19 protein-coding genes are annotated in these 25,512 nt (G+C 35.6%); 12 read left to right on the forward strand and 7 right to left on the reverse strand.

What is annotated here, in order from left to right; genetic code table 11:
• Both ACOVO2_RS00125 and ACOVO2_RS00130 read left to right on the forward strand, forming a co-directional pair.
• Positions 1-941 (forward strand): hypothetical protein (locus ACOVO2_RS00125; RefSeq protein ID WP_421768022.1); only part of this gene is annotated, 941 nt, incomplete at its 5' end.
• Between the two features lie 74 nt (positions 942-1,015).
• Positions 1,016-3,121 (forward strand): PQQ-binding-like beta-propeller repeat protein, encoded by a 2,106-nt coding sequence (locus tag ACOVO2_RS00130; protein ID WP_421768023.1) that lies wholly within the window; start codon positions 1,016-1,018, stop codon positions 3,119-3,121.
• 126 nt (positions 3,122-3,247) lie between these two features.
• Here ACOVO2_RS00130 and ACOVO2_RS00135 read toward each other — a convergent pair whose 3' ends face one another.
• The 4 genes from ACOVO2_RS00135 to ACOVO2_RS00150 all read right to left on the reverse strand — a co-directional run bounded on the left by ACOVO2_RS00135 (position 3,248) and on the right by ACOVO2_RS00150 (position 6,378).
• Positions 3,248-3,574 (reverse strand): hypothetical protein, encoded by a 327-nt coding sequence (locus ACOVO2_RS00135; RefSeq protein ID WP_421768024.1) that lies wholly within the window; start codon positions 3,572-3,574, stop codon positions 3,248-3,250.
• Positions 3,575-3,666: 92 nt separating this feature from the next.
• Positions 3,667-4,788: a flavin-containing monooxygenase gene (locus ACOVO2_RS00140; protein WP_421768025.1), complete on the reverse strand. Its 1,122-nt coding sequence runs from the start codon at positions 4,786-4,788 to the stop codon at positions 3,667-3,669.
• Positions 4,785-5,393, reverse strand: a complete 609-nt coding sequence (locus ACOVO2_RS00145; RefSeq protein ID WP_421768026.1) for an aminotransferase class IV — start codon at positions 5,391-5,393, stop codon at positions 4,785-4,787. The genes ACOVO2_RS00140 and ACOVO2_RS00145 overlap by 4 nt, the downstream gene beginning before the upstream one ends.
• Positions 5,377-6,378, reverse strand: coding sequence for an aminodeoxychorismate synthase component I (locus ACOVO2_RS00150; protein WP_421768027.1), 1,002 nt, complete (start codon positions 6,376-6,378; stop codon positions 5,377-5,379). Before ACOVO2_RS00150 ends, ACOVO2_RS00145 begins: the two co-directional genes overlap by 17 nt.
• Positions 6,379-6,615: 237 nt before the next feature.
• Here ACOVO2_RS00150 and ACOVO2_RS00155 point away from each other — a divergent pair, with 237 nt between their 5' ends.
• Both ACOVO2_RS00155 and ACOVO2_RS00160 read left to right on the forward strand, forming a co-directional pair.
• Positions 6,616-9,696 (forward strand): amidohydrolase family protein, encoded by a 3,081-nt coding sequence (locus ACOVO2_RS00155; RefSeq protein WP_421768028.1) that lies wholly within the window; start codon positions 6,616-6,618, stop codon positions 9,694-9,696.
• Positions 9,697-10,001: 305 nt separating this feature from the next.
• The gene (locus ACOVO2_RS00160; RefSeq protein ID WP_421768029.1) at positions 10,002-12,710 is read left to right on the forward strand and encodes a TonB-dependent receptor; all 2,709 of its coding nucleotides are present in this window, start codon (positions 10,002-10,004) and stop codon (positions 12,708-12,710) included.
• A gap of 70 nt (positions 12,711-12,780) precedes the next feature.
• On the opposite strand, the gene ACOVO2_RS00165 is transcribed toward ACOVO2_RS00160, so the two are convergent.
• Both ACOVO2_RS00165 and ACOVO2_RS00170 read right to left on the reverse strand, forming a co-directional pair.
• Entirely contained in the window at positions 12,781-13,266 is a 486-nt protein-coding gene (locus tag ACOVO2_RS00165) for a GNAT family N-acetyltransferase (protein WP_421768030.1), read from the reverse strand.
• Entirely contained in the window at positions 13,263-14,009 is a 747-nt protein-coding gene (locus ACOVO2_RS00170) for a class I SAM-dependent DNA methyltransferase (RefSeq protein WP_421768031.1), read from the reverse strand. Before ACOVO2_RS00170 ends, ACOVO2_RS00165 begins: the two co-directional genes overlap by 4 nt.
• 164 nt (positions 14,010-14,173) lie before the next feature.
• Between ACOVO2_RS00170 and ACOVO2_RS00175 the strand changes: the two genes are divergently transcribed.
• From ACOVO2_RS00175 to ACOVO2_RS00195, 5 genes are all read left to right on the forward strand, one after another.
• Positions 14,174-15,478 (forward strand): amidohydrolase family protein, encoded by a 1,305-nt coding sequence (locus ACOVO2_RS00175; protein WP_421768032.1) that lies wholly within the window; start codon positions 14,174-14,176, stop codon positions 15,476-15,478.
• A 640-nt stretch (positions 15,479-16,118) separates the two neighbouring features.
• Entirely contained in the window at positions 16,119-16,364 is a 246-nt protein-coding gene (locus ACOVO2_RS00180; RefSeq protein ID WP_421768033.1) for a hypothetical protein, read from the forward strand.
• 323 nt (positions 16,365-16,687) lie between these two features.
• A complete protein-coding gene (locus tag ACOVO2_RS00185; protein WP_421768034.1) occupies positions 16,688-18,880 on the forward strand; it encodes a peptidase domain-containing ABC transporter in 2,193 nt (730 codons plus the stop codon).
• 9 nt (positions 18,881-18,889) lie between these two features.
• Complete coding sequence (locus tag ACOVO2_RS00190) at positions 18,890-20,188, forward strand: TolC family protein (RefSeq protein WP_421768035.1); 1,299 nt, start codon at positions 18,890-18,892, stop codon at positions 20,186-20,188.
• 8 nt (positions 20,189-20,196) lie between these two features.
• Entirely contained in the window at positions 20,197-21,573 is a 1,377-nt protein-coding gene (locus ACOVO2_RS00195; RefSeq protein ID WP_421768036.1) for an HlyD family efflux transporter periplasmic adaptor subunit, read from the forward strand.
• A gap of 1 nt (position 21,574) precedes the next feature.
• Here ACOVO2_RS00195 and ACOVO2_RS00200 read toward each other — a convergent pair whose 3' ends face one another.
• Complete coding sequence (locus ACOVO2_RS00200) at positions 21,575-21,901, reverse strand: DMT family protein (protein WP_421768037.1); 327 nt, start codon at positions 21,899-21,901, stop codon at positions 21,575-21,577.
• A gap of 157 nt (positions 21,902-22,058) precedes the next feature.
• Between ACOVO2_RS00200 and ACOVO2_RS00205 the strand changes: the two genes are divergently transcribed.
• The 3 genes from ACOVO2_RS00205 (at position 22,059) to ACOVO2_RS00215 (ending at position 25,221) form a co-directional block, all read left to right on the forward strand.
• Positions 22,059-23,315 (forward strand): NAD(P)-binding domain-containing protein, encoded by a 1,257-nt coding sequence (locus ACOVO2_RS00205; protein WP_421768038.1) that lies wholly within the window; start codon positions 22,059-22,061, stop codon positions 23,313-23,315.
• 50 nt (positions 23,316-23,365) lie between these two features.
• Positions 23,366-23,932, forward strand: a complete 567-nt coding sequence (locus ACOVO2_RS00210; protein WP_421768039.1) for a WcaF family extracellular polysaccharide biosynthesis acetyltransferase — start codon at positions 23,366-23,368, stop codon at positions 23,930-23,932.
• Positions 23,933-24,036: 104 nt separating this feature from the next.
• Positions 24,037-25,221: a glycosyltransferase family 4 protein gene (locus tag ACOVO2_RS00215; RefSeq protein ID WP_421768040.1), complete on the forward strand. Its 1,185-nt coding sequence runs from the start codon at positions 24,037-24,039 to the stop codon at positions 25,219-25,221.
• The last annotated feature ends 291 nt before the right edge of the window (positions 25,222-25,512 follow it).

Below are 25,512 nucleotides of genomic sequence, written 5' to 3' on the forward strand. Positions count from 1 at the left end.
TTTATAAACAAACACTTTTTGTTTCTCTGCAAAAAACGATTCGTAATAATTTGGATTCACTCAAAAAGCCAAATTCGAGTTATTTCCCATCAATCGGCGAAAACCAGTTTAAGATTGTCAACGACTATTTGACCGATATTTCTTCACCGTATCGCTTAGTAATTGTTTGTGATTACCGAAGTCCAAAGCTTTCTTATGTTCTTTTTGATAGTACCCAAGCCACAATTGTCGAAGAAACGCTCCCTAATAATTACGTTGATTTTACCATGTATGACCGAGCCTTCAGCCGAGATAGCCTTAGTCATCAACTCGATGAGTTTGCTCAACTGGCTATCATAGACCCAATGTCGAATACTGAAAAAGAAGATTTCATTGTAAATCTCCGAAAATTTTCAGTAAATGGTTTATCGGTTCTTGAAAATCTCAAAAACGTAATTGTCCAGTGCAATATTTGGGATGTAGCATCTTATAAAAATGTCTATCAATCAACCATTGATTCCTTAACTAAAATCTCAAAAAACCTATTTAAACCCACTCAATTGGTTGATAATTTCAAAAAAACGCTCAAAAAGAGCAACTACTCCGACCGCACATTCACTTACAGTTTCGTAATGCCCAATGGCAAAAAGTATGAAGAAAAGCAGTTTGTAAAAGCCCTATCGAAACCAAAAAACAAAAAAGATAAGATTGAATATGAGCTGTTTGACTTTGATACGGCTAAATTAACCGACCTCATCAACACTGCACTTAATGAAAATAATGTTGAGGGAATGTTCTATCAAATTTATTCCGATGCAGATGTCGAAGAATCAGTAGGTCCAAGGTTTATTTTCTTAAATTCTAAACAATATCGTTGGTTGAAAAACAAATATCCCGAAATCTTTGATTCGTACGACAACGAACAAGCTACCGATATCGACGAACGTAAGGAAGAAAAATGAAAATAAAATAAAGAATACACTCCGTTTCTCACAAAATGTTTCTTTAAATGAACTCTATTCAAACCCCTTAACTCATGAAACTAAAATCATTTATTGGCTTTTTAGCAATATTATTATTTGTTGGTGCATCAGCCTTACAAAGTAATTCTGAGGATGTTGATTGGGCTGAATATTTAGGTGGTGCCGATAGAAACCATTATTCAAAACTCACGCAAATTAACCCTGAGAATGTTAGTAAACTTCAAGTCGCTTGGACTTACTCAACGCCAGATTCAGGACAAATGCAGGTCAATCCAATCATTGTTGGTGGGGTGCTTTATGGAGTTACTTCTGCTGTTCAGGCATTTGCCTTGGATGCTAGCACAGGAAAGGAAATTTGGCGTTTTGGCGACCCACTCAAAAATTGGGCAAGCACCAGCCGTGGTGTAACTTATTGGCAACAAGGAGAAGATAAACGAATACTCTACACGGTCGGGCCAAATCTTTGGGCTTTAGATGCCAAAACAGGACAACCAATCGAAAGTTTTGGTGATAAAGGCAAAATTGATTTACACACTGGTTTGCCCGAGATTGCACAAAATAAATTCATCATTTCAAACACACCAGGCACTTTATTTGAAGATTTAATCGTAATGCCGCTCCGTTTATCAGAAGGTGCAGATGCTGCCCCCGGCGATATTAGAGCATTTAATGTGAAAACAGGAAAATTAGCTTGGACTTTCCATACGATTCCCTACCCCGGCGAGTTTGGATATGAAACTTTTCCTAAAGATGCTTACAAGAATACCTACACAGGTGCCGCCAACAACTGGGCGGGAATGTCAGTTGACCGCAAAAGAGGAATTATTTACGTACCAACTGGTTCGGCTGGCTATGATTTTTACGGAGGTAATCGCAAAGGCCAAAATCTTTTTGCGAATTGTCTTTTGGCCCTTGATGCCCGCACAGGTAAACGTTTGTGGCACTTTCAAACTACCCATCACGATATTTGGGATAGAGATTTACCAGCTCCACCTAATTTAATGACAATTACTCGATATGGTAAGAAGATTGATGTTGTGGCCCAAGTAACAAAGCAAGGCTATGTTTTTGTTTTTGATAGAGTTTCGGGAAAACCAATTTTTCCGATTAAAGAAATGCCAGTTCCACAATCGGCAGTAGCGGGCGAAACTACTTGGCCAACCCAGCCAATACCGACCAAACCTGCTCCATTTGCACGCCAGTCGAATAGTTTGACCGAAAACGATATTAGCCCTTATGCAGAAAATCGACAAGAACTCTTACAGAATTTTAGGAAATATAAGACTGCACTCTATCACCCAGGCACAAAAGAAGGAACAGTAATTCTTCCAGGCTATGATGGTGGTGCCGAGTGGGGAGGTGCTGCCGCTGACCCCGAAGGTGTTCTTTATGTAAATGCGAATGAAATGGCGTGGATTCAGACAATGGTTGAAACGCCAAAAGAAGATAAAACGGCCAATTTGAGTAATGGAGAAAAACTCTACCAATCGTATTGTACGACTTGCCATGGCACTGACCGAAAAGGAAATCCAAAATCAAATTACCCATCATTGATTGATATTCATAAAAAAAGAGATAAAGCATTCTTATCAAATATCATAAGTAATGGCAAAGGAATGATGCCAGGTTTTACGACACTTTCCTCTGCCGAAAAGCAAGCGATTGTATCATTTTTGCACGGTGATGAAAAAAAAGAAGTAGGATCAAGCACAACTGTTTCAAAACCCGTATATTTACGTTTCAAAAGCACTGGTTATAATAAATTTTTAGATAATAGAGGACTACCAGCCATTTCGCCACCATGGGGAACAATGAGTGCGATTAATTTAAATACTGGAGAATTTTTGTGGAAAATCCCGTTTGGTTATGAGGAGAAGTTAAAAGAAAAAGGAATTGACAATACTGGCGTTGAAAATTACGGTGGCCCGGTAGTAACAGCAAGCGGCTTACTTTTTATTGCAGCAACTAAAGACGGGATGTTTAGAGCTTTTGATAAAAAAACTGGGAAGATACTGTGGGAGACCCAACTTCCCGCCGCTGGATTTGCTACTCCATCTACCTATCAAGTAAATGGCAAACAATATGTTGTAATTGCGTGCGGAGGTACTAAACTCGCGACAAAAAAAGGCAATCAATACGTTGCGTTCTCGTTGCCTTAAAAAATCTTTTTTTTCATCATAGGTTAAATCAATAAACCCTTCATGTAATACGTGAGGGGTTTTTAATTAATAACAAAAAAATAAGGCCGAAAATTTTCATTTTGGGCCTTATCATCTATCAAAATCCTAGATATTTCTACGTTTTACTTTAATTACATCTTGATAAACACTCCCATCTGATACAATTTTCACAAAATACTTACCTTTCGGTAATTGACTAATGTTATATATTTTTTCGAAGTTACTTACATTATAATACCTTGTTCCATAAACCAAATTATCGTGTACATCTCTGATTTCAACTTCTAAAGTCTTAACTTTTTTCTCAGGTACTTTTACTTCAAATCTTTTATTAGAATATTTAATTTCTGGACGGTCAGCATCACGTGCGAAAGTAGATTGGCCAATCATGGCTGTTAATATCAGGGCAGGTAAAAGATTCTTCAATTGCATAATCGTGCTAGTTTTATAAGATGATATCGTTTTAGTAAAAACTAAAGCCAATATCATGCCAATGAAAACCTAATTACAAGATTTATTTTTAATCAAGAAATTGCCAGTTTTTCGGCAATTTTAGCCGAACTCAAATTAATATCTCTTAAAATACCAGTTAGTGGTAAATTGAATCCTAAAAAATATAAGCCCCGATACGGCTCCGAATCATTCCACATATCTTTCGGATAAGCTCGCTCGTTGAGTAGTGGGCCGACGTTCTTTATAAATGTTTCCAAATGTGCATGGTAACCCGTTGCTAACAAAACTACATCTATCTGGATACTTTGCCCATCTCTAAAAATCACAGAGTCGCTCGTAAACTCCTGTATATCAGGCAATACCAAAATATTTTTGTCTTTGATTTGCTGTAATGTTCCAACATCAATTACGGGTACTTTACCTTGCTTACGTAGTTGTTCGGAAGGTGCAAGCGGAGAAATAGGAATACCAGTATCTTTTAACGAACCCGTTGATATTCGCTTGAATATTTTTGAGATAAAGTCATAAAATGAATTACCAAATTTTGACAAAAAAATTGCCATCCCCTGCGTTGAACGACCTAAAAACTCTCGGTTTACGATATTCACTGGATTACGAATCGAAACAAAAGTATTTGCTCCACTTTCGTATAAATCAAGTGCTATTTCAGCTCCAGAATTTCCATAACCCACAACCAAAACATTTTTTCCTGCATAACATTTTCCGTTTTTATACTGATTGGAATGAATGATTTCGCCAGTAAATAAGGCATCATTGATAAAATGTGGAATCTTCGGTACACGATTATAACCGGTCGAAACTATTACGTTTTCAGCCAAAAACTCATTGGTTTGGGTCTGTACGTGCCAAATTTTTTCTTTTTTCTGAATATCAATTACTTCTTGCTTATATATTGGTTGTATTTTGAAATGCTCAATATAATTTTCAAGGTATTGAATATATTGCTCTTTCGGCACAAATGTTGGGTAGTCAGCAGGAAATGGCCAATGCGGCAATGCCGAATGAGCCTTGTCGGTATGTAAGCGAAGTCGGTCGTAATGATTTCTCCATTCGTTACCTACATTCTCTGATTTTTCTAAAAGAATAAACGGAATTTTCAACTGACTTAATCGTCCTGCAATTGAGAGTCCAGACGGCCCAGCACCGATGATGATATTTTTATGAATCGTCATTTTATCAGAATAATATTATTGTTCACTTCAAATTCATAACTCAAATCTAAATCTCGCATGGCGTTGATGAGTGCAATTCTTTTAAATTTTTTCAAATCTTTGACTGCAATCGCCTCTTCTGTAAGCAACTGATTATCAAGCAAATATGCTCGTTTAGTACCCAAAAGCAGATATGTGTTAGGAGTAAACCATTTTGTGCCATCAAAGAAAGCTAAATTGGCATAAGTCGCATCAGTAAGTAGGCCATTCTGTGCGATAATCACATCATCAGCTTGCGGATGAAGTTTTAGCAAATTCTGAAATCCGTTTCTATCTTCGTATTTAAAATCGTACTTAAAAGACTGATAATTATCTATTTGAATAACTTTCGGATGTTTGAATTCGTACTCAAAAAACTCAACTTTACTAATCTTTTCGCCGTAACTTACTCGACAACGATACAGCCCCTCGCCTACCCAATCTGGAATTTCGATAGTATTTTCAAAATCAAAATCATCTGTAATACCCAGCAAATTTTCGAGCGACCACCTCACACGATAATTGTGGTAGTGTAAATTGTGTAACTGCCGATTTTGGCATTTGATGGTCTCAAACAATAGGGACATATATTTTTTGAATCATTTCTTGGTATTCACTTTCGGCATGGCTTCTCGCCGTAATTCCACCACCACTTTTGTAAACTAAGCCTTTCTCTGTCTTTTGAATAAATCGAATCATTACACCCGAATCGAATGTTTTTCCATCAAATAGACCACAAATTCCTGTGTAGTAACCTCGTCCAGATTTAGTTAAATAGGTGTACTTTTCAGCAGCATTAATAATCTGTAAAGTTTTGTCTTTCGGGGCTCCCGAAATCGACCCAGCAGGTAAAAGTGAGAAAATAACATCACCTAAACAATCCCTCCAATTACCTGATAATAAGCCACTTACTTCTGAACTCACCTGTAATAAATCTCGATTCTCGCTTGTCTGAATCTTATCAATGTACCTAAATTTTTCGACCCAAACTTTGTTTGCAACTTTACTGATATCGTTTCTGATTAAATCAACGATTGTGGTATGCTCATAAAATTCTTTCTTATCAGCTAAGATAATTTCTTCGGCATTTTCAATACTTGCATCAATCGTTCCTTTCATTGGAAATGAGGAGATTCTGCCCACCTCATCAATTTTAACAAAAATTTCGGGTGAAAAACACACAAACTGTTCTTTCAAATAAATCTTATATCGGGCATCGCTTCGCTCAAAAACTTCTAACAAACTTAGCGTCAACTCGATTGGTGTTTCGCAGGTAAGATTTGTCAGAAAGCTATTTCCGAGTAAAATATTTTGTTGAACCCAATCAAATGCTACCTTATATCTTTCAAATGCAATTGGCATTCTTGAGAGCCGAACTGCATTGACTTCGGTTTGGGTATTTGAATGGTTTGTTTTACCATTTATACAATATTTCAATGCATCACTATCTAATTCGTTGAGTGGTTGCACGATCGCATTTTTCCCTTCAAAATCGCTAATAAGCAAAAATGGAACACCATTTACTGCATATTCATTGACTTTTTTTATACTCTCAGCTCTATTCGATTTCACTTGCATACAATTATTTCCCTCTATCCTAACCTACTAACCAAAACTTGTTTTAGTTCATTCAGTTCGGTTCAAACTTCAAAATATACTTAAACTTTTGTCGATTAAAATCCGTCTTATGCTATTGCATTTAGTTAATTCGGCTATTCTCAACACAAAAATACCAATAGTTTTGTTTATTGGGTAAAAATTGTCAATTTCGCAATATCATTCATTCATCAAACATCTTAAACCTACTCCATGAGAAAACTTCTTACTTTATTTATTGTATTATTTATCTCTGGCTCTGTTTTTTCGCAAGTCACATTCCAACGAAATGGAGTGTACGATGAGCGTCCTGGTCAATATGCCTTCAAAAATGCCACAATCGTAGTCGATGCACAGACTGTGCTTGATAATGCCATGATTTACATCAAAAATGGTTATATCGAATCAGTCGGCAAAGACCTACAAGTACCAGCCGGAACAGTTGTATATGACCTCAAAGGCAAAAGAATTTATCCTTCGTTGATTGATATCTACTCTGACTACGGAATGCCAGAAATCCAACGCCCTGCTGGTGGTCGTGGTTTTGGTGGAGCTCCTCAGCTTGAAAGTAATAAGAAAGGTGCTTTCGATTGGAATCAAGCAGTAAAACCAGAAGTAGATGCTACTGCCGAGTTTAAAGTAAACACAGCTAAAGCCGAAGAAATGCGAAAAATTGGCTTCGGAAGTGCAGCAGTTCACATCGCCGACGGTATCGTGCGTGGAACTTCGGCATTTGTATCGTTCGCATCCGAAAAAGAAAACGATGTATTATTGAAAGGAAAGGCATCTGCTCATTACTCACTCAATAAAGGTTCTTCAACCCAAACCTACCCTGTTTCGTTGATGGGTTCGGTGGCATTGCTTCGCCAAACTTACTACGATGCCGAATGGTATAAAAAAGGCGGCAAAGCACAAGAGCGTAATCTTTCGTTAGATGCTTTCAACGAAATGCAGTCTTTGCCACAAATTTATGAAGCAACTGATAAACTGGCGGTTTTACGTGCTGACAAAATAGGCAAAGAGTTTGGCGTTCAATACATAATAAAAGGTGCGGGCGATGAGTATCAAAGAATCGATGAAATCAAGGCTATTAATAGCTCGTTGATTTTACCACTAAATTTCCCAACTGCTTATGATGTGGAAGACCCTTTCGATGCGTCGATGGTTGCTCTCAACGAAATGAAGCACTGGGAAATGGCTCCAGCTAACGCAGGTTTGTTATCTAAAGCTGGAATTAACTTCGCTTTGACTACTTCGGGTTTGAGAAATAAAACTGAATTTTGGGCAAATATCCGTAAAGCAATCGAATACGGCTTGCCAGAAAACAAAGCACTAGAAGCCCTCACTTCAACACCTGCAAAATTATTGAAAGTTGATAACATGGTGGGAAGTTTGAAAAAAGGAATGTTAGCCAATTTTATCATTACTTCTGAAAGCCTTTTCAATAAAGATAATGTAATCTACGAAAACTGGATTCAAGGAAAACGTTATATTCTAAGTGATATGAACGTAACCGATATTAGAGGAAATTATGACTTGAAAATTGATGATAAAACTAATTTTAAATTCAATATCACAGGAAAGATAGATAAACCTGATTATCAGTTTGTTGCCAACGATACCGTAAAAACAACTCCAAAAGTTAGCCGTATCAGTGATTTATTGACAATTACAACAAAGCTTGATAAAAAAGATGCCAACGAGGCTCGATTAAGCGGATATTATGATGGAAAAAACTTCAAAGGTGAAGCAATTTTAGGTGATGGAAAACAAGTGAAATGGGAGGCAATCTTCAAAGAAGCTCCAAAAGCCGAAGTTGCCAAAAAAGATACAGCAAAAGCAAAAATTCCACAATTTGGAAAAGTTTTGTATCCCTTCACAGCATACGGAAGCGAACAAAAACCTCAGCAAGAAACCATGCTGATTAAAAACGCTACTGTTTGGACCAACGAAAAAGAAGGAATCGTGGCAAATACTGATGTTTTATTACAAAACGGTAAAATTGCACAAGTTGGTAAAAACCTTACAGCTCCAGCGGGTGCAAAAACAATTGATGGAACAGGCAAACATCTAACCAATGGTATTTTTGACGAACACTCGCACATTGCATTATTTTCAATCAATGAAGTACAAACCGTTTCATCGGAAGTTCGTCAAGAAGATGCTGTAAACTCAGAAGACATCAATATTTATCGACAATTGGCTGGAGGTGTTACCTCTTCACAATTATTACACGGTTCTGCTGACTGTATCGGCGGTCAGTCAGCCTTGATTAAATTAAAATGGGGCGAAAATCCGAATAACTTACTCATCAAAGGTGCCGATGGTTTTATTAAATTCGCTTTAGGTGAAAACGTAAAAAATGGCAATAACCCATCTCCGTCTGGTCGTTTCCCGCAAACACGTATGGGTGTAGAACAAGTTTACACAGATGCCTTCCAACGTGCAAAAGAATACGAAAAAGCATGGAAAGATTACAATGCCCTTGCCAACAAAACGGGTGTAACTCCTCCCCGCCGTGATATTGAATTAGATGCTTTGGTAGAGATTCTTAATAAAAAGCGTTTCATCACTTGTCACTCATACGTGCAGTCTGAAATCAATATGTTGATGAAAGTAGCAGAATCTTTCAACTTCAATATTAACACCTACACCCATATTTTGGAAGGCTACAAAGTTGCCGATAAGATGAAAACTCATGGTGTAAATGCCTCAACATTCTCTGACTGGTGGGCCTATAAAATGGAAGTTAAAGAAGCGATTCCTCATAATGCTGCTATCTTAACGAAAGTTGGTGTAACAACCGCGATTAACTCAGATGATGCCGAAATGGCACGTCGTTTGAATCAAGAAGCAGCAAAAACTGTACTTTATGGAGGAATGTCTGAAGAAGAAGCCTGGAAAATGGTAACATTAAACCCAGCCAAAATGCTTCATTTGGACAACCGTCTTGGAAGTATCAAAGTAGGTAAAGATGCCGATGTGGTTTTATGGAATAATAATCCACTTTCAATTTATGCTCGTCCTGAAAAAACAATCATTGACGGAACAGTTTATTTCGACATTGAAAAAGACGAACAAATGCGTGAAAGTGTGGCTAAAGAACGTAACAGAATCATGTTGAAAATGCTTGCCGAAAAAGCCTCTGGCAACCCAACTCAAAGAGCTATGCCAAGAAGAAATCAGCACATTCACTGCGATACAATTCTTGAAATGGGCGATACCGAAGAATGTAGCCGTTGTGCTTCTGGAGGGCGTGTATTTGGAGCTAATTTATTTCATGGTACTGAGTAATTTTTGCCATATCAAATTAAAGGTCTTGAAATTTTCAAGGCCTTTTTTTTTGCTTAATCACTCACAACATATTCAAAATTTCAATACCTCATTTTTTAAATTTTAACCAATCGTAAGGAGATATTTATTAATTAAATTTAAAATAACATCCACTTTAATAAAGTATCTATTCAAATGACAGTAGTTTTATTTTGCACTTTTTAATTTATGTAAAATTTTATTCCGAATATTTGCATTTTAAAATACTTTGAGGTTAACTTCGCGACTGTTAATCTAAACAAAAACCAAATAAACACTTTTAATTTATGATGAATCGTTTCACTTACTCAGTGTTAGTGAGCTTGCTTTTCCTAAGCACAACACTCTACGCACAAACTCGGACGGTTAATGGGTCCGTAAAAGATGCCTCAGGCTCTGGTATTCCGGGAGCTGGTGTAAAAATCAAAGGCACTACTAAAGGTACTTCAACAGATGGCAATGGAGCTTTTAAGCTTGACGCAGTTGCCGTAGATGCCATGCTTGAAATAACGGCTATTGGCTATGAAACTCAAAGTGTCGCTGTACCAGCATCAGGAGATGTAAATGTAACATTGAAAGATGCAGCAACCTCACTTGATGAAGTTGTTATTTCGGTAGGTAGCAGAAATTCAAAACGAACATTAACTGATACTCCTCTTCCGATCGATATTGTTTCAACCAACGATTTGAGAAGTACTGGTCAGCCAACGTTCGATAAAGCTTTGCAGTACCGCGTACCTTCATTTAATACAGTGCAAACACCAGTAAATGACGCAACATCTTTACTTGACCCTTATGAAATCAGAAATATGGGACCAAGCCGTACTTTGATTCTCATCAATGGCAAACGCAAAAACTCAAGTGCATTAACATATATTCAGACATCACCAGGACGCGGAGAAAGTGGTGCAGATATCTCGGCCATTCCAACTGAGGCTATCAAAAGAGTGGAGATCCTTCGTGATGGTGCTTCGGCTCAATATGGCTCAGATGCGATTGCCGGGGTAATGAACATTATCTTAAAAGACAAATTTGAATATGGCTCAGTAACATTAAATACCGGAATCACACACAAAGGTGATGGCGGAGTTGTAGGTCTTACTCTCAATAATGGTGCTAACTTTGGTAAAAATAGCTATATCAATTATACTGTAGCATTATCACATGTTGGACAAGCAAATCGACCTGGTATAGTAAGTGCCGAAGCAGAAGCTGATGATAATTTAGGGTTTGGTGCTCCGCTTTCACAGGTACAAGCATTTTTAAAATTAAAGCCGGATGCTGGCAATATTAATGGTGCTCCCGAAACTGCAGCTGCCAAATTTGCAGTGAATGGTGGTTTTGGTCTGACTGAAAACACTGAATTATATTACACTGGTGCATATGTATTCAAAAAAGTAAATAGTTTTGCTAACTATCGTACACCATATTGGAGACCAACCGATTTTGGCTTATTAACGCCAGCAGGTAGCCCATACCTAGGCTATGTACCTACTTTCGAAGGTGATCTAAATGATTACAATGCAACCTTGGGTGTACGTTCTGAAAAAAATGGTTGGAAATCCGATGTTAGTTTTACAACTGGTGGAAACAAGCAAGTTTATACTGTAAGTAACTCAGTAAACCGTGGATTAGGTAAAAATAGTCCAATCCAATTTAAGCCGGGTGGTTATTCTTTCAGCCACAATGTTGGAAATATCGACTTATCAAAATCATTAAGTGAAAGAGTTAATCTTTCTCTCGGTACTGAATTTAGAGCAGAAAACTTCACGATTATCGCAGGCGACACAGCTTCGTATGCTACTGCCCCTGGTGCAGATTCATTCCCAGGTACTAGTGCTGCCAATGCTAAAACATCAACTAGATATAACTTCGGAGGATACGTTGGTTTGGGATTTGATATCACAAAAGACTTTTTAATTGATGGAACTGCACGTGTTGAGAAATATAGCGATTTCGGAAATGCATTCGTGTGGAAAATAAGTTCTCGCTATAAATTCGCTGACGATAAAGTTACGCTTAGAGCATCAATATCTACAGGTTTCAGAGCCCCATCAATGGCTCAAAGTAATTTACAACTCGCACAAGCAAGTTTTGTACCTGGCCAAGGTATTCAGACAAAAGGTATCGTAAACAATTATAGCCCTCAAGCTTTTTTGTTGGGAGTTCCAAAATTAAAAGCTGAGAATTCTGTAAACTTTACTGCCGGTTTGGGACTAAATCCGAATAAAAACTTTAGTGCTACATTAGACTTTTATAGTATTAGAGTAGACAATAGAATCATTCTAAGCTCTGAAATTGCAGCCGGAAGTGGCCCACAGGCGGCAGCTTTAAACAAAATCTTAGCTGATAACGGAATCGTGGCTGTAAGTTTCTTTGTTAATGGTATGAATACCATCACACAAGGTTTAGATTTTGTAGCCAACTACAAAAATGTAGTATTAGGAAAAGGTAAGTTAGCTTTTAACCTGGCTGGAAATTACACGATAAAAAATGAAAAGGTTGGAGAAGCTTTGACCCCTTCTCTTATTAAATCTGCTGGACAATCAATCATTGATGCTACACAAGAAGCTTTATTGCTTACCTCACGCCCTAGATACAAAGCAATTTTAGGTGTTGATTATGTAGTTGGCAAAATGAATTTTAATCTAAATAACACTTTATTTGGCCCAACAACATTTCGTCAAAATGGTTTGAATTCAAACTTAAAGACGGTATTCGAACCGAAGGTTGTAACAGATTTAGGAGCCAACTTCCAAATTGGTAAGAGTGTAACATTAGGTTTAAATATCAATAACATACTAAATGTGATGCCTAAATGGAATTTAGTGGCTCTAAATGCAGCTGGTGAGGCCGTATTGAAGGATGCAAAACAAGTCTTTAATAATATAAACTTAATTACTTTCAACGGACGCTACTCAAATGTTACGTATGATGGCTCTCATTTTAGCCAATTAGGAACAACCTTTGCAGCTAACTTGAATTTTAGATTCTAAATTTTCTTTCTTTTGCAAACGCCACTGAAATTTCATATTCAGTGGCGTTTGCGTTTAAAATTGGTTCAAATTACAGCCACTGGTACATTACTAATGCATCTACCAATCCGAATTCTTGGTGTTTAAAAGCTTTCGAAAGCCTACCAACAATCTCAAAACCACATTTTTGCCAAACCCGTACAGCTACCTCATTTGTGCTAATTACGATATTAAACTGCATAGCCAAAAAACCTAACCCACGAGCTTCTTCTAACGAATATCGACACATAAACTCCGCAATTCCTTTTTTTCGATGATTTGGATGTACTAAATACCCAGCATTTGCCACATGTGCTCCTAAATCTGGTTGATTTTGTTTAATATAAAATATACCCACAATCTGATTTTCAATTTCGCAAACATAAGTGTACTTATCAGTATCATTCCAATATTTCATCATTTTTTCTTGAGATGAATCAGGAAAAAAAACCAAAGTATCACCTTTAGAAATAACTAGATTAATTATCTCCCAAACAAATTCAGCATCGGTGCTATTTTCAAATTTTCTAATTTTCATCTCCATATTTTTCTTGCAATATAAAAGTTATCATCCCATGCATAAGATTTCTTTGGTAATATTTCGACTAATTCAAAACCAGCTAATCTTAAAAATAGAGACAATTCTTCTTTAAGAAATGCCCTTAAGGTTGAAAAATCTTCTCCAATTTTTTGATAAATCTCTAATTCATTTTTTATAAAATATTCAGATTCCCAATCCCAGGTCCAGCCATAAGTAAGATTTTTTTTACTTTTACTTAATCTTTTATAGTGATTATTCCCAAAGCTTGCAGTTAATGTATCTAGTTTATCTGATTCAAAATCGTTAAACAACCTAAATGCATCAATCGCATCAAACATTAAAATTCCATTGGTGTTCAATGATTGATTGAGACAAATCAAAGCACTTTGAATATCCTCATTTTTAATAAGATAGCTAATCGTTCGCCCCGTTATTATGGCACAATCAAACTTTTTGTCAAAACTAAGATCTCTTACATCAGCTCGACAAAATTTAGCCGTTGGAGCGGTGATGCGTGCAATCGTTAGCATTTCATCAAATAAATCAACACCTAAATAATCATATCCTGCTGCAACAATCTTTTTTGCCAAATTTCCGGTTCCACAGCCTATCTCCAAAACTGATCTAATTTGGTTTGCCTGTAAATGTTTATCATAAAACTTGAACTCTTGGTCGTAATCAAATAGGGTTTGATATATTTCATGATAAACATTTGCTAAATTTGTGTATAATTTGCTCATAATTTCAATTTCAAATATCTAAATTACAAAGAAAGACTAAAAATAAGTTTTTTTAATAATTATCCGATCATTGCACTTGTAAAGAATAATTTGCTATTTGAAAATGAGATTTGGAATTAATTTTATTTTTGACAAAATTTGTTCATCAAACTAAAACCTACCGAATGAAAAAACAATTATCACTTCTCAGCATTTTACTAATTTGTATTAATGTTTTTGCTCAAAATCCGGCACCTGCACCTGCTCAATCAAAACCAATTGCTTTGGTTGGTGGAACAATTCACGTTGGTGATGGTAAAATTATTCAAAATGGAGTGGTTGTGTTTGACAAAGGCATTATTACTGCCATAGGCGACGCTAATACCAGCTTTGATAAAAACACAACCGAGGTTATAAATATCGCGGGAAAATCGGTCTATCCCGGTATAATTGCTCCTGCCGCTTTGTTAGGTTTAATTGAAATCGGATCAGTTCGATCTACTTTTGATCAAGCCGAAACTGGTCAGTTCAATCCAAATATACGCTCATTGATTGCACATAACACTGACTCGGAGGTTATTCCAACAGTACGTGGTAATGGTGTATTGATTGGACAAACAACACCTGAAGGAGGAATCATTTCTGGTACTTCATCGATCATGGAATATGACGGATGGAACTGGGAAGATGCAGCTTTGAAAAAAGATGATGGCGTTTGGCTCACCTACCCTACACTAATCGCACGTCAGTTTAGTGCTGAAGAAGCAAAGTTTGTGGTGAAAAAGAACGAAAAATACATTGAGCAAAAAAACGAATTACAAAGTTTTATAGCCGATGCATTAGCATACAGCGAAATAAATAACCCTAATCCTAAAAATGCAAAGTTGGAAGCAATGAAAGGATTATTTGATGGTTCAAAAAAACTTTATATTCGAACAAATTATGGTAAGGAAATCATCGAAGCATGCCAGTTGGCTCAAAAGTTTAAAATAAAAAATATTGTAATTGTTGGCGGAGAAGAAGCAGATTTAGCATTAGACTTCCTTAAGACCAACAATATCCCTGTAATTGTTTCGCCGACCCACCGTTTACCTAATACAACAGACGAGGACGTTTGGAATCCATACAAACTTCCAAATCGATTAATGAAAGCTGGAATTTTAACGGGAATGTTCTATACCGAAGAATTTTACAAAACTCGTAATCTTCCATTTGTAGCAGGCACTAGTGCTGCATTCGGCATGGATAAAGAAGACGCTTTGAAAATGATTACACTCAACAATGCGAAAATTTTGGGTATTGACAAACAAGTAGGCACAATCGAAATTGGTAAACTTGCTACTATTGCTGTTTCAGAAGGCGATATTTTAGATATGCGAACTAACAAAGTTGTTTATGCATTTATCAGAGGGAAGAAAATTGACCTCGATGATAAACAAAAAAGACTTTATAAAAAATACGCTGAAAAATATGGAATTAGCGAAAAATAGTTCTCACTTATTTAATAAAAAAGGGTTTGCTGATAGCAAACCCTTTTTTATTAAATCGAAGTGAATATCGTACTAATAGTCGAATAAAATAAATTTAGACAAAAAAACTTGCAAAAATGATTAAATGGTACCATTTTTGCACTATATATAAATATATAAGTTCATTTAATTAAAATCTTTTAAAAATTTTAATTAAATGAACAAATTAGAGCAATATCTATTATACTTACTAATCTAGCAAGTATTGTGCCAAAAGAGATAAGAATTAATACTATTTTTCACAGTAAACTATTTCGACCTTTTCTTTTAAATTGCAAATATTGTGCCAAGAACACACAACACATATAATCTATACTATTGAGTGATATAATTATTGAGTGAACCTTAAAAGTAAAAATGAGCAACTCATAATCCTAAAAGATTATGTTGTTTGAGTTGAATCTGATGACAAGTATGAATTTCTATATATATGGAAATTCATACTTTCTATGACTTCATATTTTGCCTATCAAGTTTCCTTCATTTTAACTATGCAATTTTTGTGCCATAGTACCTCTCAAATAGTTCTAAGCGATAAAAATTAGTTTATTTTTATTACATATAGTGAAATCTTTTTTTATAACCTTTAATTTCAAATTTAATGAAAAATTTTGACCAATTCGAAATGTCGAACAGTGAAATGAATAGTGTTGATGGTGGTACTTTTTTATTCGGCTTTAGCTTGAATTTCTGTGCTCCGAAACTTATTTCTTACGCTCCGAAGCCACTTTATTGTGCTCCAAAGCCAACTTACTGTGCCCCAAAGCCAACCTATTGCCCACCAACATCATACACAACTCCTGTAAAAAACTGTGTACCACAAGTTGGAAATTCGACAAACATTTAATGCAAGCATTAATCAATTTAGTAGATATAACAGGCAGTTTAGTAAAATTTATTCGGTTAATTGCCATCTATTAAAAGTTTGATTTCAAAGATATTTTTTTTTAATAAGTATAGTAATAAAAGCATTTTCAACTTTGAAGGTGCTTTTTTTTATTAGCTGTAATTTATTGTGCATTTAACTAACTTGCAATCTGTTTCAGATTTCATGTGGATCATCTTGGCTTAGTTTTTGTTTTTATATGATACAGATACATTTTTAGGTCAATGTAACCTTCATGCCTTTTATAATACGGTATCAATCCAAATCATTAAAATGTTTACTGAGTGAAAAAAGTTTTCCCACATTACCGTCAGCTTGATGCAGTCGATTGCGGCCCCACTTGCCTGCGAATGATTGCCAAGTTTTATGGTAAAAATTTTACCTTAGAATTTCTTAGAGATAAAACATTTATAACACAAACAGGAGTTTCATTAGCTGGTATCAGCGATGGAGCAAAGGCTATTGGATTTCGTACAAAAGCAGTTAAAATTCCTTTCAATATACTATTAGAAGATGCTCCAAAACCATGTATTGTATTTTGGCGTCAGCGACATTTTGTGGTTGTCTACGAAGTTACCAAAACCCATGTGATGGTAGCCGACCCTGCTCTAGGATTGGAAAAATATACTCACAAAGATTTTCTAGAAGCATGGCACAGTGGTGTTTATCCTGCTGATACGCCAGGAATTGCACTCTTACTCGAGCCCACACAAAAGTTCTATGAAAATGAAGATGATAAACAAGAAGGCCTCACTTTAAATTATTTTTGGAGTTATTTACGCCCATATAAGCGTTTTTTTATTCAAATAGGAATAGGAATGATATTGGGAGCTATCCTATCTTTCATTTTTCCATTTTTAACACAGGCCGTCGTTGACCGAGGCATTGAGTATCAGGATATGAATTTCATATACTTGATTTTATTCGGACAACTAGCTTTGTTTTTTGGCCAAATGGTATCAAACTTTATCCAAAACTGGATTTTGATGCTAATCAGTAATCGTGTAAATATTTCGCTGATATCTGATTTTCTGGCAAAGCTCATGCGTCTTCCGATTTCATTTTTTGAAACCCGAAATCAAGGAGATATTCTCCAAAGAATCAATGATCATACTATCATCCAAGACTTTCTGACGAGTTCTTCGCTGAGTGTTATATTCTCGATATTCAACATGCTGATATTCAGCATATTACTCGCTATTTTCAGTTTACCAATTTTTCTTATTTTTGTAGTTAGTATGATCCTGTACTTTGCGTGGATATATATATTCCTGAAATATCGCAAACGTATAAATCTACGAAGATTTGACAGGCTTGCCGATAATCAAAGTGCTTTGGTAGAATTAGTAACGGGAATCAATGAAATTAAACTTCAAAATATTGAGGACCAAAAGCGATGGCGATGGGAGAATATTCAGGCAAGATTATTTAAAATTGGCATTGAAGACCTCAAGTTAAGTCAATACCAAGAAACAGGAGCTTTTTTTATTACTCATCTCAAAGACATACTCATCACCTTTTTAGCAGCGAAAGGTGTTGTTGAGGGCGATATTACATTCGGAACAATGTTATCAATACAAGGTATTGTTGGTCAGGCTAATGCACCACTGGGCACATTACTCAATTTTGTTCATTCGGCACAAGATGCACGAATAAGCCTTGATCGATTGAATGAGATACATAAGAAAGAAGATGAAAATCCGGATGATGTTCAAAGAACTGCTCAGTTTTCCTACTACCGCGATATCATATTCCAAAACCTTAGTTTCAGCTATGGCGGTCCATCTTCACCACAAATTCTGAAAAATATAAATTTAGTACTCTCTGAGGGAAAAGTTACGGCTCTTGTGGGTAGCAGCGGAAGTGGAAAAACCACAATCATGAAATTATTACTAAAATTTTATGAGCCCACTGGTGGAAATATTTTTATCGGAAATCGTAAACTCCAAGATTATCATACCAGCTGGTGGCGAAAACAATGTGGTGTGGTTATGCAAGATGGATTTATTTTTTCGGATACGATTGAAAAGAATATCGTCGGTAGTGATGAAATAACTGACCCAGATCGGCTTAATTATGCCGTGTATGCGTCGAATATTTTTGATATAATTGAATCTTCACCACTTGGTTTAGCAACCAAGATTGGTGGTGAGGGCAAAGGATTGAGCGTTGGTCAGAAGCAAAGAATTTTAATTGCTCGCTCGATATATAAAAATCCACCATTTTTATTTTTTGACGAAGCAACTAGTGCACTAGATGCCAACAATGAAAAATTTATTATGGAAAACTTAAATCAATTTTATGCAGGAAGAACTGTTTTGGTAATTGCTCATCGACTAAGTACTGTGCGAAATGCAGATAATATTGTTGTGCTTCACAATGGCGAAATTGTAGAAGAAGGAAAACATCAAGATTTAGTTGAGCGAAAGGGGTTTTATTATGAGTTAGTAAAAAATCAATTGGAATTAGGAAATTAAAACCATTAAATGAACAAATTAATTGTAATACTATTAATTATGAGCCATTCGGTCTTGGCTCAAACTCAACTAACACTCGAAGAGGCAATCAGGATAGGCTTGCAGAATAATTTCCAAGTACAGATCTCAAAAAAACAATTAGAAATTGCTAGACTAAATCAACGTGTGGGAGTTACCGAACGTTTTCCAAATGTAAGCTTTGATCTTGGTCAAAATAATCTATATAGTAATAACAATTCTCCAATAAATTTCATTAGAGGCATCTACGGAGATAACAGCCTTAATGCTGATTTTAATGCAAACTATACTCTATACAACGGTAATCAACGAAATATAAAGACCAATCAGTTGAAATATATAAGTCAAGAAAACGAGCAACAATTAAAAAATACAAAAGCCAATATTATAAAAGAAATCATCGAATCATATTTTAAAGCCCTCATAGAAAAAGAAAAAAGTCAAGTATTGAGAGAAACCAAGAATTTATCAAAACTTCGTTTAATCGATACAAAATTGCAGCTTAGCTTGGGTAAAGCAAGTAATTTTGAGGTTCTAAGAGCCGAAAACTCGTTTTTAATTGATTCCTCTTCATACCTCCAGCAAGACAATACCTATCAAGTGGCACTCAATAAATTAAATATGGCTTTAGGTGCGGATAAAACCAAACCTTATATACTGACCGAAAAATTAGATATAGCAAAAGATGAGTTTAATATTGAGACACTACGCAATAAAATGATGAGTCAAAATAACGAAATCTTGGCAAAGCAGGTAGAAACAATATTGAATCAAAGCAAAATTGATTTGGTTAAAAGTCAGCGTTATCCAACCATTGGTCTGAATAGTAGATTTGGAAAAAGTTATTCAAGCACACGATTCGAAGGGAATACGCCGATCAGAGGAAACATCTCTAACTTCACGATTGGGCTGCGAGCTTCGATTCCCATTTACAACGGTGGTGAATTAAAGAGAGCAACCAATGAAGCCATTATTTTGAACAAAATTGGAGAATTACAATTGGGAGCTTTAAAACAAGAACTTTCAATTGACCTCATCAGTGCCTTCACAGCCTATCAGAATCAGTTGAAGGCGGTTAAACTTAATCAACAATTGGTAAAAAATTTAAATAGTAGTCTGCAACTCGTAAAAGGGAGATTAGAAAACGGTTTCTCTAATGCATTAGAGTATCGAACCATACAACTAGAATATGTTCAATCAAATTTTAACTATTTAGAATCAATGTATTCTCTAAAAAGTTATGAAATCGAACTTTACAGACTAACTGGAGAATTAGAAAAAAAATATTGAAGATAATTATGCCAAACGAAATTCAACCTTCCGGCCCCTCTCCTGTTCGTGTCTTGAATATGCCACGCCGCAGCGAGGAAGTAGATGAAATACTTTCCGAAATGCCAAGCTGGACTCTCCGCTGGGGGCTAACTGTTATCTTTGGTATTGTGGCAACTATCTTGATACTGAGCTATTTTGTAAAATATCCTGACGTAATAAAAGGAAAAATCAATATAACATCCAACAACCCACCCGTACCCCTTGTGACTCGAACAAGTGGAAATATTGTACTAATTGTGCCAGATAAGTCGATAGTCAAAGAGGATGAAGTGTTAGGGTATCTGAAAAGTGCTACTAAATTTAATGATTTTTTAAAATTAAAACAAAAACTAAATTTCATAAAAAGTAGCTCCACAAATTCCTTTAATCCAGACTCTCTTAGACAATTTACAGATGATTTACAATTAGGCGAACTTCAAGTTCCTTACAACAATTTTTTACTGAAAATTAAAGAAATCGGATCACTCAATATCAGACAACAAAATACTGGGCTACGTAAATTGAGCATCAATCAACAAATTGAAGAATATAGTCAGATTTCAGAACGCTTAAAGAGACAAGTACAGCTCTTGGAGAGTGAATATAATCTTCAGAAAAAAAATTATGAAAATCGATATAAAGCATTGCACAAAGCTGGTAGTATCTCAACCGAACAATTAGAACAAAAACAAGATGAGGTTTTTCAAAAATTAAAAGCGGTGGAGGCAGCAAAATCAAGCTACGATGAAAATCAGAACCGAATAATCACCTTACAAAGTCAAAAAATTGAGGTTGATTTCGAGCAAAAAGACCGACAATTAAATTCAAACAATCTACTGCTTGATGCTTATACAAATTTACTTAATCAATTGAATATTTGGGAACAAACGTACCTACTGAAAGCCACAATTGGAGGAAAAGTCAACTACCTTAGTTTTATCAAACAAAATTCTTATATCAACGAAAATCAAGAAGTAGCTAACATCATACCACCAACAGCAAATACCAACGCTTCTCTTTCGAGTTCTTATGTGGGAGAACTATTTTTAGAGGCATCTGGCTCAGGAAAAATCGCTGAAGGCCAGGATGTAAACATCATACTGGATAATTTTAGCAAAAAGGAGTTCGGTATTTTAAAAGGAAAAGTAGCCTCAATTGCCGATGTATCGTCCACGATAACATCCAATTCCGGTAGTCAGAGTGTCTACAAAGTTTATGTAAATTTACCGAACGGACTGACCACCTCATCTAAAAAGAAATTATCTTTTCGTCATGGAATGCAAGGTAATGCCGAAGTTATCACAAAAGACATTAGTATCTTAGGTAGAATTTTTGACACGATCAGAGCTGCTTTCGAACAATAAATTATTTCTTAAAAACAACCCAAACTGCCAAGAATATCAAACCAAAACCCAATAAATAATTCCATTTAAGAGGTTCTTTAAGATATAAAACCGCAAAAACCACAAAAACAATCAAGGTGATGGCTTCTTGAATTGTCTTCAGCTGAAAGGCATTAAATTGTCCATAGCCAAGTCGATTGGCTGGTACCATAAATATGTACTCAAAAAAAGCAATTCCCCAACTTATGAGTATCGCTTTCCAAATCGGAAGTTCGGGTCTTTTCAGATGCCCATACCAAGCAAATGTCATGAATGTATTCGAAATGAGCAGCAACAATATAGTACGCATAAAATAATTTAAGACTAGTGAATGAGCAAACGAGCTATTTTTTGTTATTTTGTAAATTACAAATTAAATAATTAATGTCTAATTTTTTAATTCTTCAGCTAATTATTCAATCTAGTAGAAACAAAAGATGAGCGGAAATCCGCTTTAAAATTCGTGTATGAAAATAGGTGTCATTGGTTTAGGCGATATGGGCAAAATGTTTGCTCGAATTTGGGCAAAGGCAGGATTCGAAGTATATGGATGTGACCTTCCACAAAATCGAGACATTATTGAAAAAGAACTAAGCAGTGATGGTATCCATATTCTTGCCGATGGAGTCGCTATTTCTCGTTTGTGCGATTTTATTCTCTACTCAGTAGAAGCAGAAAACATCGAAAAAGTAGTTGCCCAATGTGGTCCATCAACCAAATACGGTGCAATTGTGGCTGGGCAAACCTCAGTCAAAACGCCAGAAATCGCGGCGTTCGAAAAACATTTACCAAAAGATGCACAAATCATTACTTGTCATGCACTTTATGGTCCGGCCGTAAATCCCGTTGGGCAAACACTTATTCTCATTAATCATCGGGCCAGCGATGCGTCATTTTCTGATGCAACAAAAATTCTCAGCAAAATAGGTTCAACAATCCACCAGCTCGAAGATTACCATGCCCATGACCGTATGATGGCCGATATTCAAGCCGTTACACACATAGGCTTTGAAAGCATCGGGACGGCCTTCATGCATCGTAAAGTTTATCCTTGGGAAGACACCTCCCAACCAAATGGGCTTGACAATGTAAAACTTTTAATGACCCTACGTATTTACAGCTATAAGTTTCATGTTTACTCAGGTTTAGCATTACAAAATCCTTATGCTAAAAGAGACGTGCGAAATTATGCAAAAGCTGAAAGTGACCTTTTCGAGTTGATGATTGAGGAAAACGAAAAAAAGTTCAGAAAACGGATTTACACTGCTCGAGATAATGTATTTAAGGATAAGAATGAAAGGCTAATGCTAGACGACAAAATCATGAGTGAATTTAGCCTCAACCAAGATTTTGGACATAAACCAAATTCACATTTAAGTTTACTGGCAATGGTTGATACTTGGTATAGACTAGGCACTAATCCTTATAAAAGCCTTATTTGTCAGACTCCACCCTTCAAATTACGAGTTGGCATGGCTGAATATTTGTTCATGAACGAAGATTTATTGGAGGAGACCATTAACGCAGCCTTATTCGATAAAAGTATTAGGGGCGAAGATTTGGCATTTCATACCGCCGTACATGAATGGGCAAATATCGTTGAAATGGGAGATAAAGAGAGTTATCGCAAGCACTTTGAAGCCACAAAAGCCTATTTGTCAGAAAGATTAGAAGAAGGCAGAGCCAAAAGTAGTTTATTAATTGCAAAACTACAGCATTCCTGATATCATTAAACAGCTATAAGCATTGAATACCGCAAAATAAAAATTATCAAATGCAAAAAACGGATTTAACGAAATACAATAATGATTGGTACAAAGACTCAAATTTGACTAGAGGCTTCATAATATCTGCACTTTGGTATGTAGTTAATGCTTTGTTTATAAACTCGTATTTACTAATTCCAGCTTCCATAAAAATAAGTTTATTGCGTATTTTTGGTGCAAAAATTGGTAATAACGTAACGCTGAAACCCAATATTAATATCAAATATCCATGGAATTTGGAAATCGGTAATAATGTATGGTTGGGAGAAGAATTATGGATAGATAACCTAGGAAAAGTAAAAATAGGAGATAATTGTTGCTTATCACAAGGAGCCATGCTATTATCCGGAAATCATGATTATAAAAAAACAACATTTGATTTGATCATCAAAGATATAGTTCTTGAAGAAGGAGTTTGGATTGGAGCAAAATCAATTGTTTGTGGAGGTGTAACTTGTTATTCACATTCTATTTTATCGGTTAACTCGGTTGCTAATAAGTCATTAGACGCCTATTGTATTTATCAAGGAAATCCAGCACAACTTATAAGAAACAGAGAAATTACCTTTAGATAAATAAATCTCTAAAAAGATTTCTCTTTTTAAATTTTACATCGAAAAAAGTATTTATTTTGTATACTAATTACTAACAAAGTAAAATATCATTAAACTAAGTTCTGATGTTTCCAACATTTGAATCACTTATCCCAGATAAGCAAATCCAAATCTTAATTTCAGCAATAATCGCAATGTTAATCAACTTGCGTTCAATTCCTGTGATTATAAATATTAGCGGACTTCGAGGATTGATGGATAATCCTGTCAAACGGAGTTCGCACAAAACCCCAACTCCAACATTCGGAGGGGTAGCAATTTTTGCTGGGGTTTTAATCGGATACATGATTTGGAATTTTGGTGACGAAGGTATTTTAATCCATAAGGTATTTGCCGGAACAGTTATATTATTCTTCCTAGGTATTAAAGATGACCTCTATGCCCTCTCTCCTACCAAGAAAATGATTGTCCAAGTTTTGGCTTCAGCAATTGTTGTTATCGGTAGCGATTTACGTATTTCCGATCTATTTGGTATATTTGGTATCAATCATATTCCATACATCATAAGTATTTTACTCACAGTTTTTATCTTCGTTGCTATGATCAATGCATTCAATCTGATTGATGGAATTGATGGCCTCGCTGGTGGCATCGCGATGATAGCAAGTACTGGTTTTGGATTATGGTTTTTAGTAAACCACCACTATTCTTTGGCATGTTTGGCATTGTGCTTGGCTGGGTCGCTGATAGGTTTTCTTCGATTCAACTTCTCCCAAACACAAAAAATATTTATGGGTGATACAGGCTCATTAATTATAGGCTACATTATCACTGTATTAGCCGTTAAATTCATTCATTTAAACGTCATGCATGCATGGGAAGCTGACAGTTCATTTGTGAGTGCTCCAATCATCGCAATTGTTATCTTGATTATTCCAATATTTGATACAATCAGGGTGTTTTCGATTCGAATCTTACGTGGAAAATCTCCGTTCAAAGCTGACCGCTTGCACATGCATCACTTACTGATTGATAACAATTTATCACATATATATGCATCATTTGCACTCTATTTCACCACGGTTTTTCTGACAGGAATTACATATTTTGCAAGAAGTTACTTCAGTAACACCCAACTCTGCTTTTTTATTTTATTTTTGTTAATTTGCTATTTTGTTGTTGGAAATCTTTTAGAAATTAGAAGATTAAAATTAAAAAAAGAGGAATACAATACAAACGATAATGTATCCTCCACATCTTCCAATAACAATACAAAAGATAAACTGAGGCTAAGTGAAATAAGTAATTAAAGTCTCAACAAGAATGGTGAAAGGTTAGAACTATATAAAAGTTAATTATAGTTTTAACCTTTTTCTATTTCAACAGAATTTTAAATCTTAGAAAGCTCAATTTTGACATATTTTTATTTAAATATGACTTAATTTATCGCCAACCTCAATAGTACATTGTAATTTAAGTAAGTACAACATTTTTTTCGTGGCCCTCCCTCCCCGATGGGGAGTGTACTAAATCAAAACTTATACTTATTTAGTTTACAGTGTAATTAGTTTTCAAGCTAATCATATCAATGGTAGAGAGGA

Origin of the sequence: Emticicia sp. (assembly GCF_049241225.1) — a bacterium.
In the GTDB taxonomy this organism is placed as follows: Bacteria; Bacteroidota; Bacteroidia; order Cytophagales; family Spirosomataceae; genus Emticicia.

Excerpts from the sequence above, each read along its gene's own strand:
- ACOVO2_RS00130 (WP_421768023.1), top strand. The coding sequence starts at position 1,016 with ATGAAACTAAAATCATTTATTGGCTTTTTAGCAATATTATTATTTGTT.
- ACOVO2_RS00135 (WP_421768024.1), bottom strand. The coding sequence starts at position 3,574 with ATGCAATTGAAGAATCTTTTACCTGCCCTGATATTAACAGCCATGATT.
- ACOVO2_RS00140 (WP_421768025.1), bottom strand. The coding sequence starts at position 4,788 with ATGACGATTCATAAAAATATCATCATCGGTGCTGGGCCGTCTGGACTC.
- ACOVO2_RS00145 (WP_421768026.1), bottom strand. The coding sequence starts at position 5,393 with ATGTCCCTATTGTTTGAGACCATCAAATGCCAAAATCGGCAGTTACAC.
- ACOVO2_RS00155 (WP_421768028.1), top strand. The coding sequence starts at position 6,616 with ATGAGAAAACTTCTTACTTTATTTATTGTATTATTTATCTCTGGCTCT.
- ACOVO2_RS00160 (WP_421768029.1), top strand. The coding sequence starts at position 10,002 with ATGATGAATCGTTTCACTTACTCAGTGTTAGTGAGCTTGCTTTTCCTA.
- ACOVO2_RS00165 (WP_421768030.1), bottom strand. The coding sequence starts at position 13,266 with ATGAAAATTAGAAAATTTGAAAATAGCACCGATGCTGAATTTGTTTGG.
- ACOVO2_RS00170 (WP_421768031.1), bottom strand. The coding sequence starts at position 14,009 with ATGAGCAAATTATACACAAATTTAGCAAATGTTTATCATGAAATATAT.
- ACOVO2_RS00175 (WP_421768032.1), top strand. The coding sequence starts at position 14,174 with ATGAAAAAACAATTATCACTTCTCAGCATTTTACTAATTTGTATTAAT.
- ACOVO2_RS00180 (WP_421768033.1), top strand. The coding sequence starts at position 16,119 with ATGAAAAATTTTGACCAATTCGAAATGTCGAACAGTGAAATGAATAGT.
- ACOVO2_RS00190 (WP_421768035.1), top strand. The coding sequence starts at position 18,890 with ATGAACAAATTAATTGTAATACTATTAATTATGAGCCATTCGGTCTTG.
- ACOVO2_RS00195 (WP_421768036.1), top strand. The coding sequence starts at position 20,197 with ATGCCAAACGAAATTCAACCTTCCGGCCCCTCTCCTGTTCGTGTCTTG.
- ACOVO2_RS00200 (WP_421768037.1), bottom strand. The coding sequence starts at position 21,901 with ATGCGTACTATATTGTTGCTGCTCATTTCGAATACATTCATGACATTT.
- ACOVO2_RS00205 (WP_421768038.1), top strand. The coding sequence starts at position 22,059 with ATGAAAATAGGTGTCATTGGTTTAGGCGATATGGGCAAAATGTTTGCT.
- ACOVO2_RS00210 (WP_421768039.1), top strand. The coding sequence starts at position 23,366 with ATGCAAAAAACGGATTTAACGAAATACAATAATGATTGGTACAAAGAC.
- ACOVO2_RS00215 (WP_421768040.1), top strand. The coding sequence starts at position 24,037 with ATGTTTCCAACATTTGAATCACTTATCCCAGATAAGCAAATCCAAATC.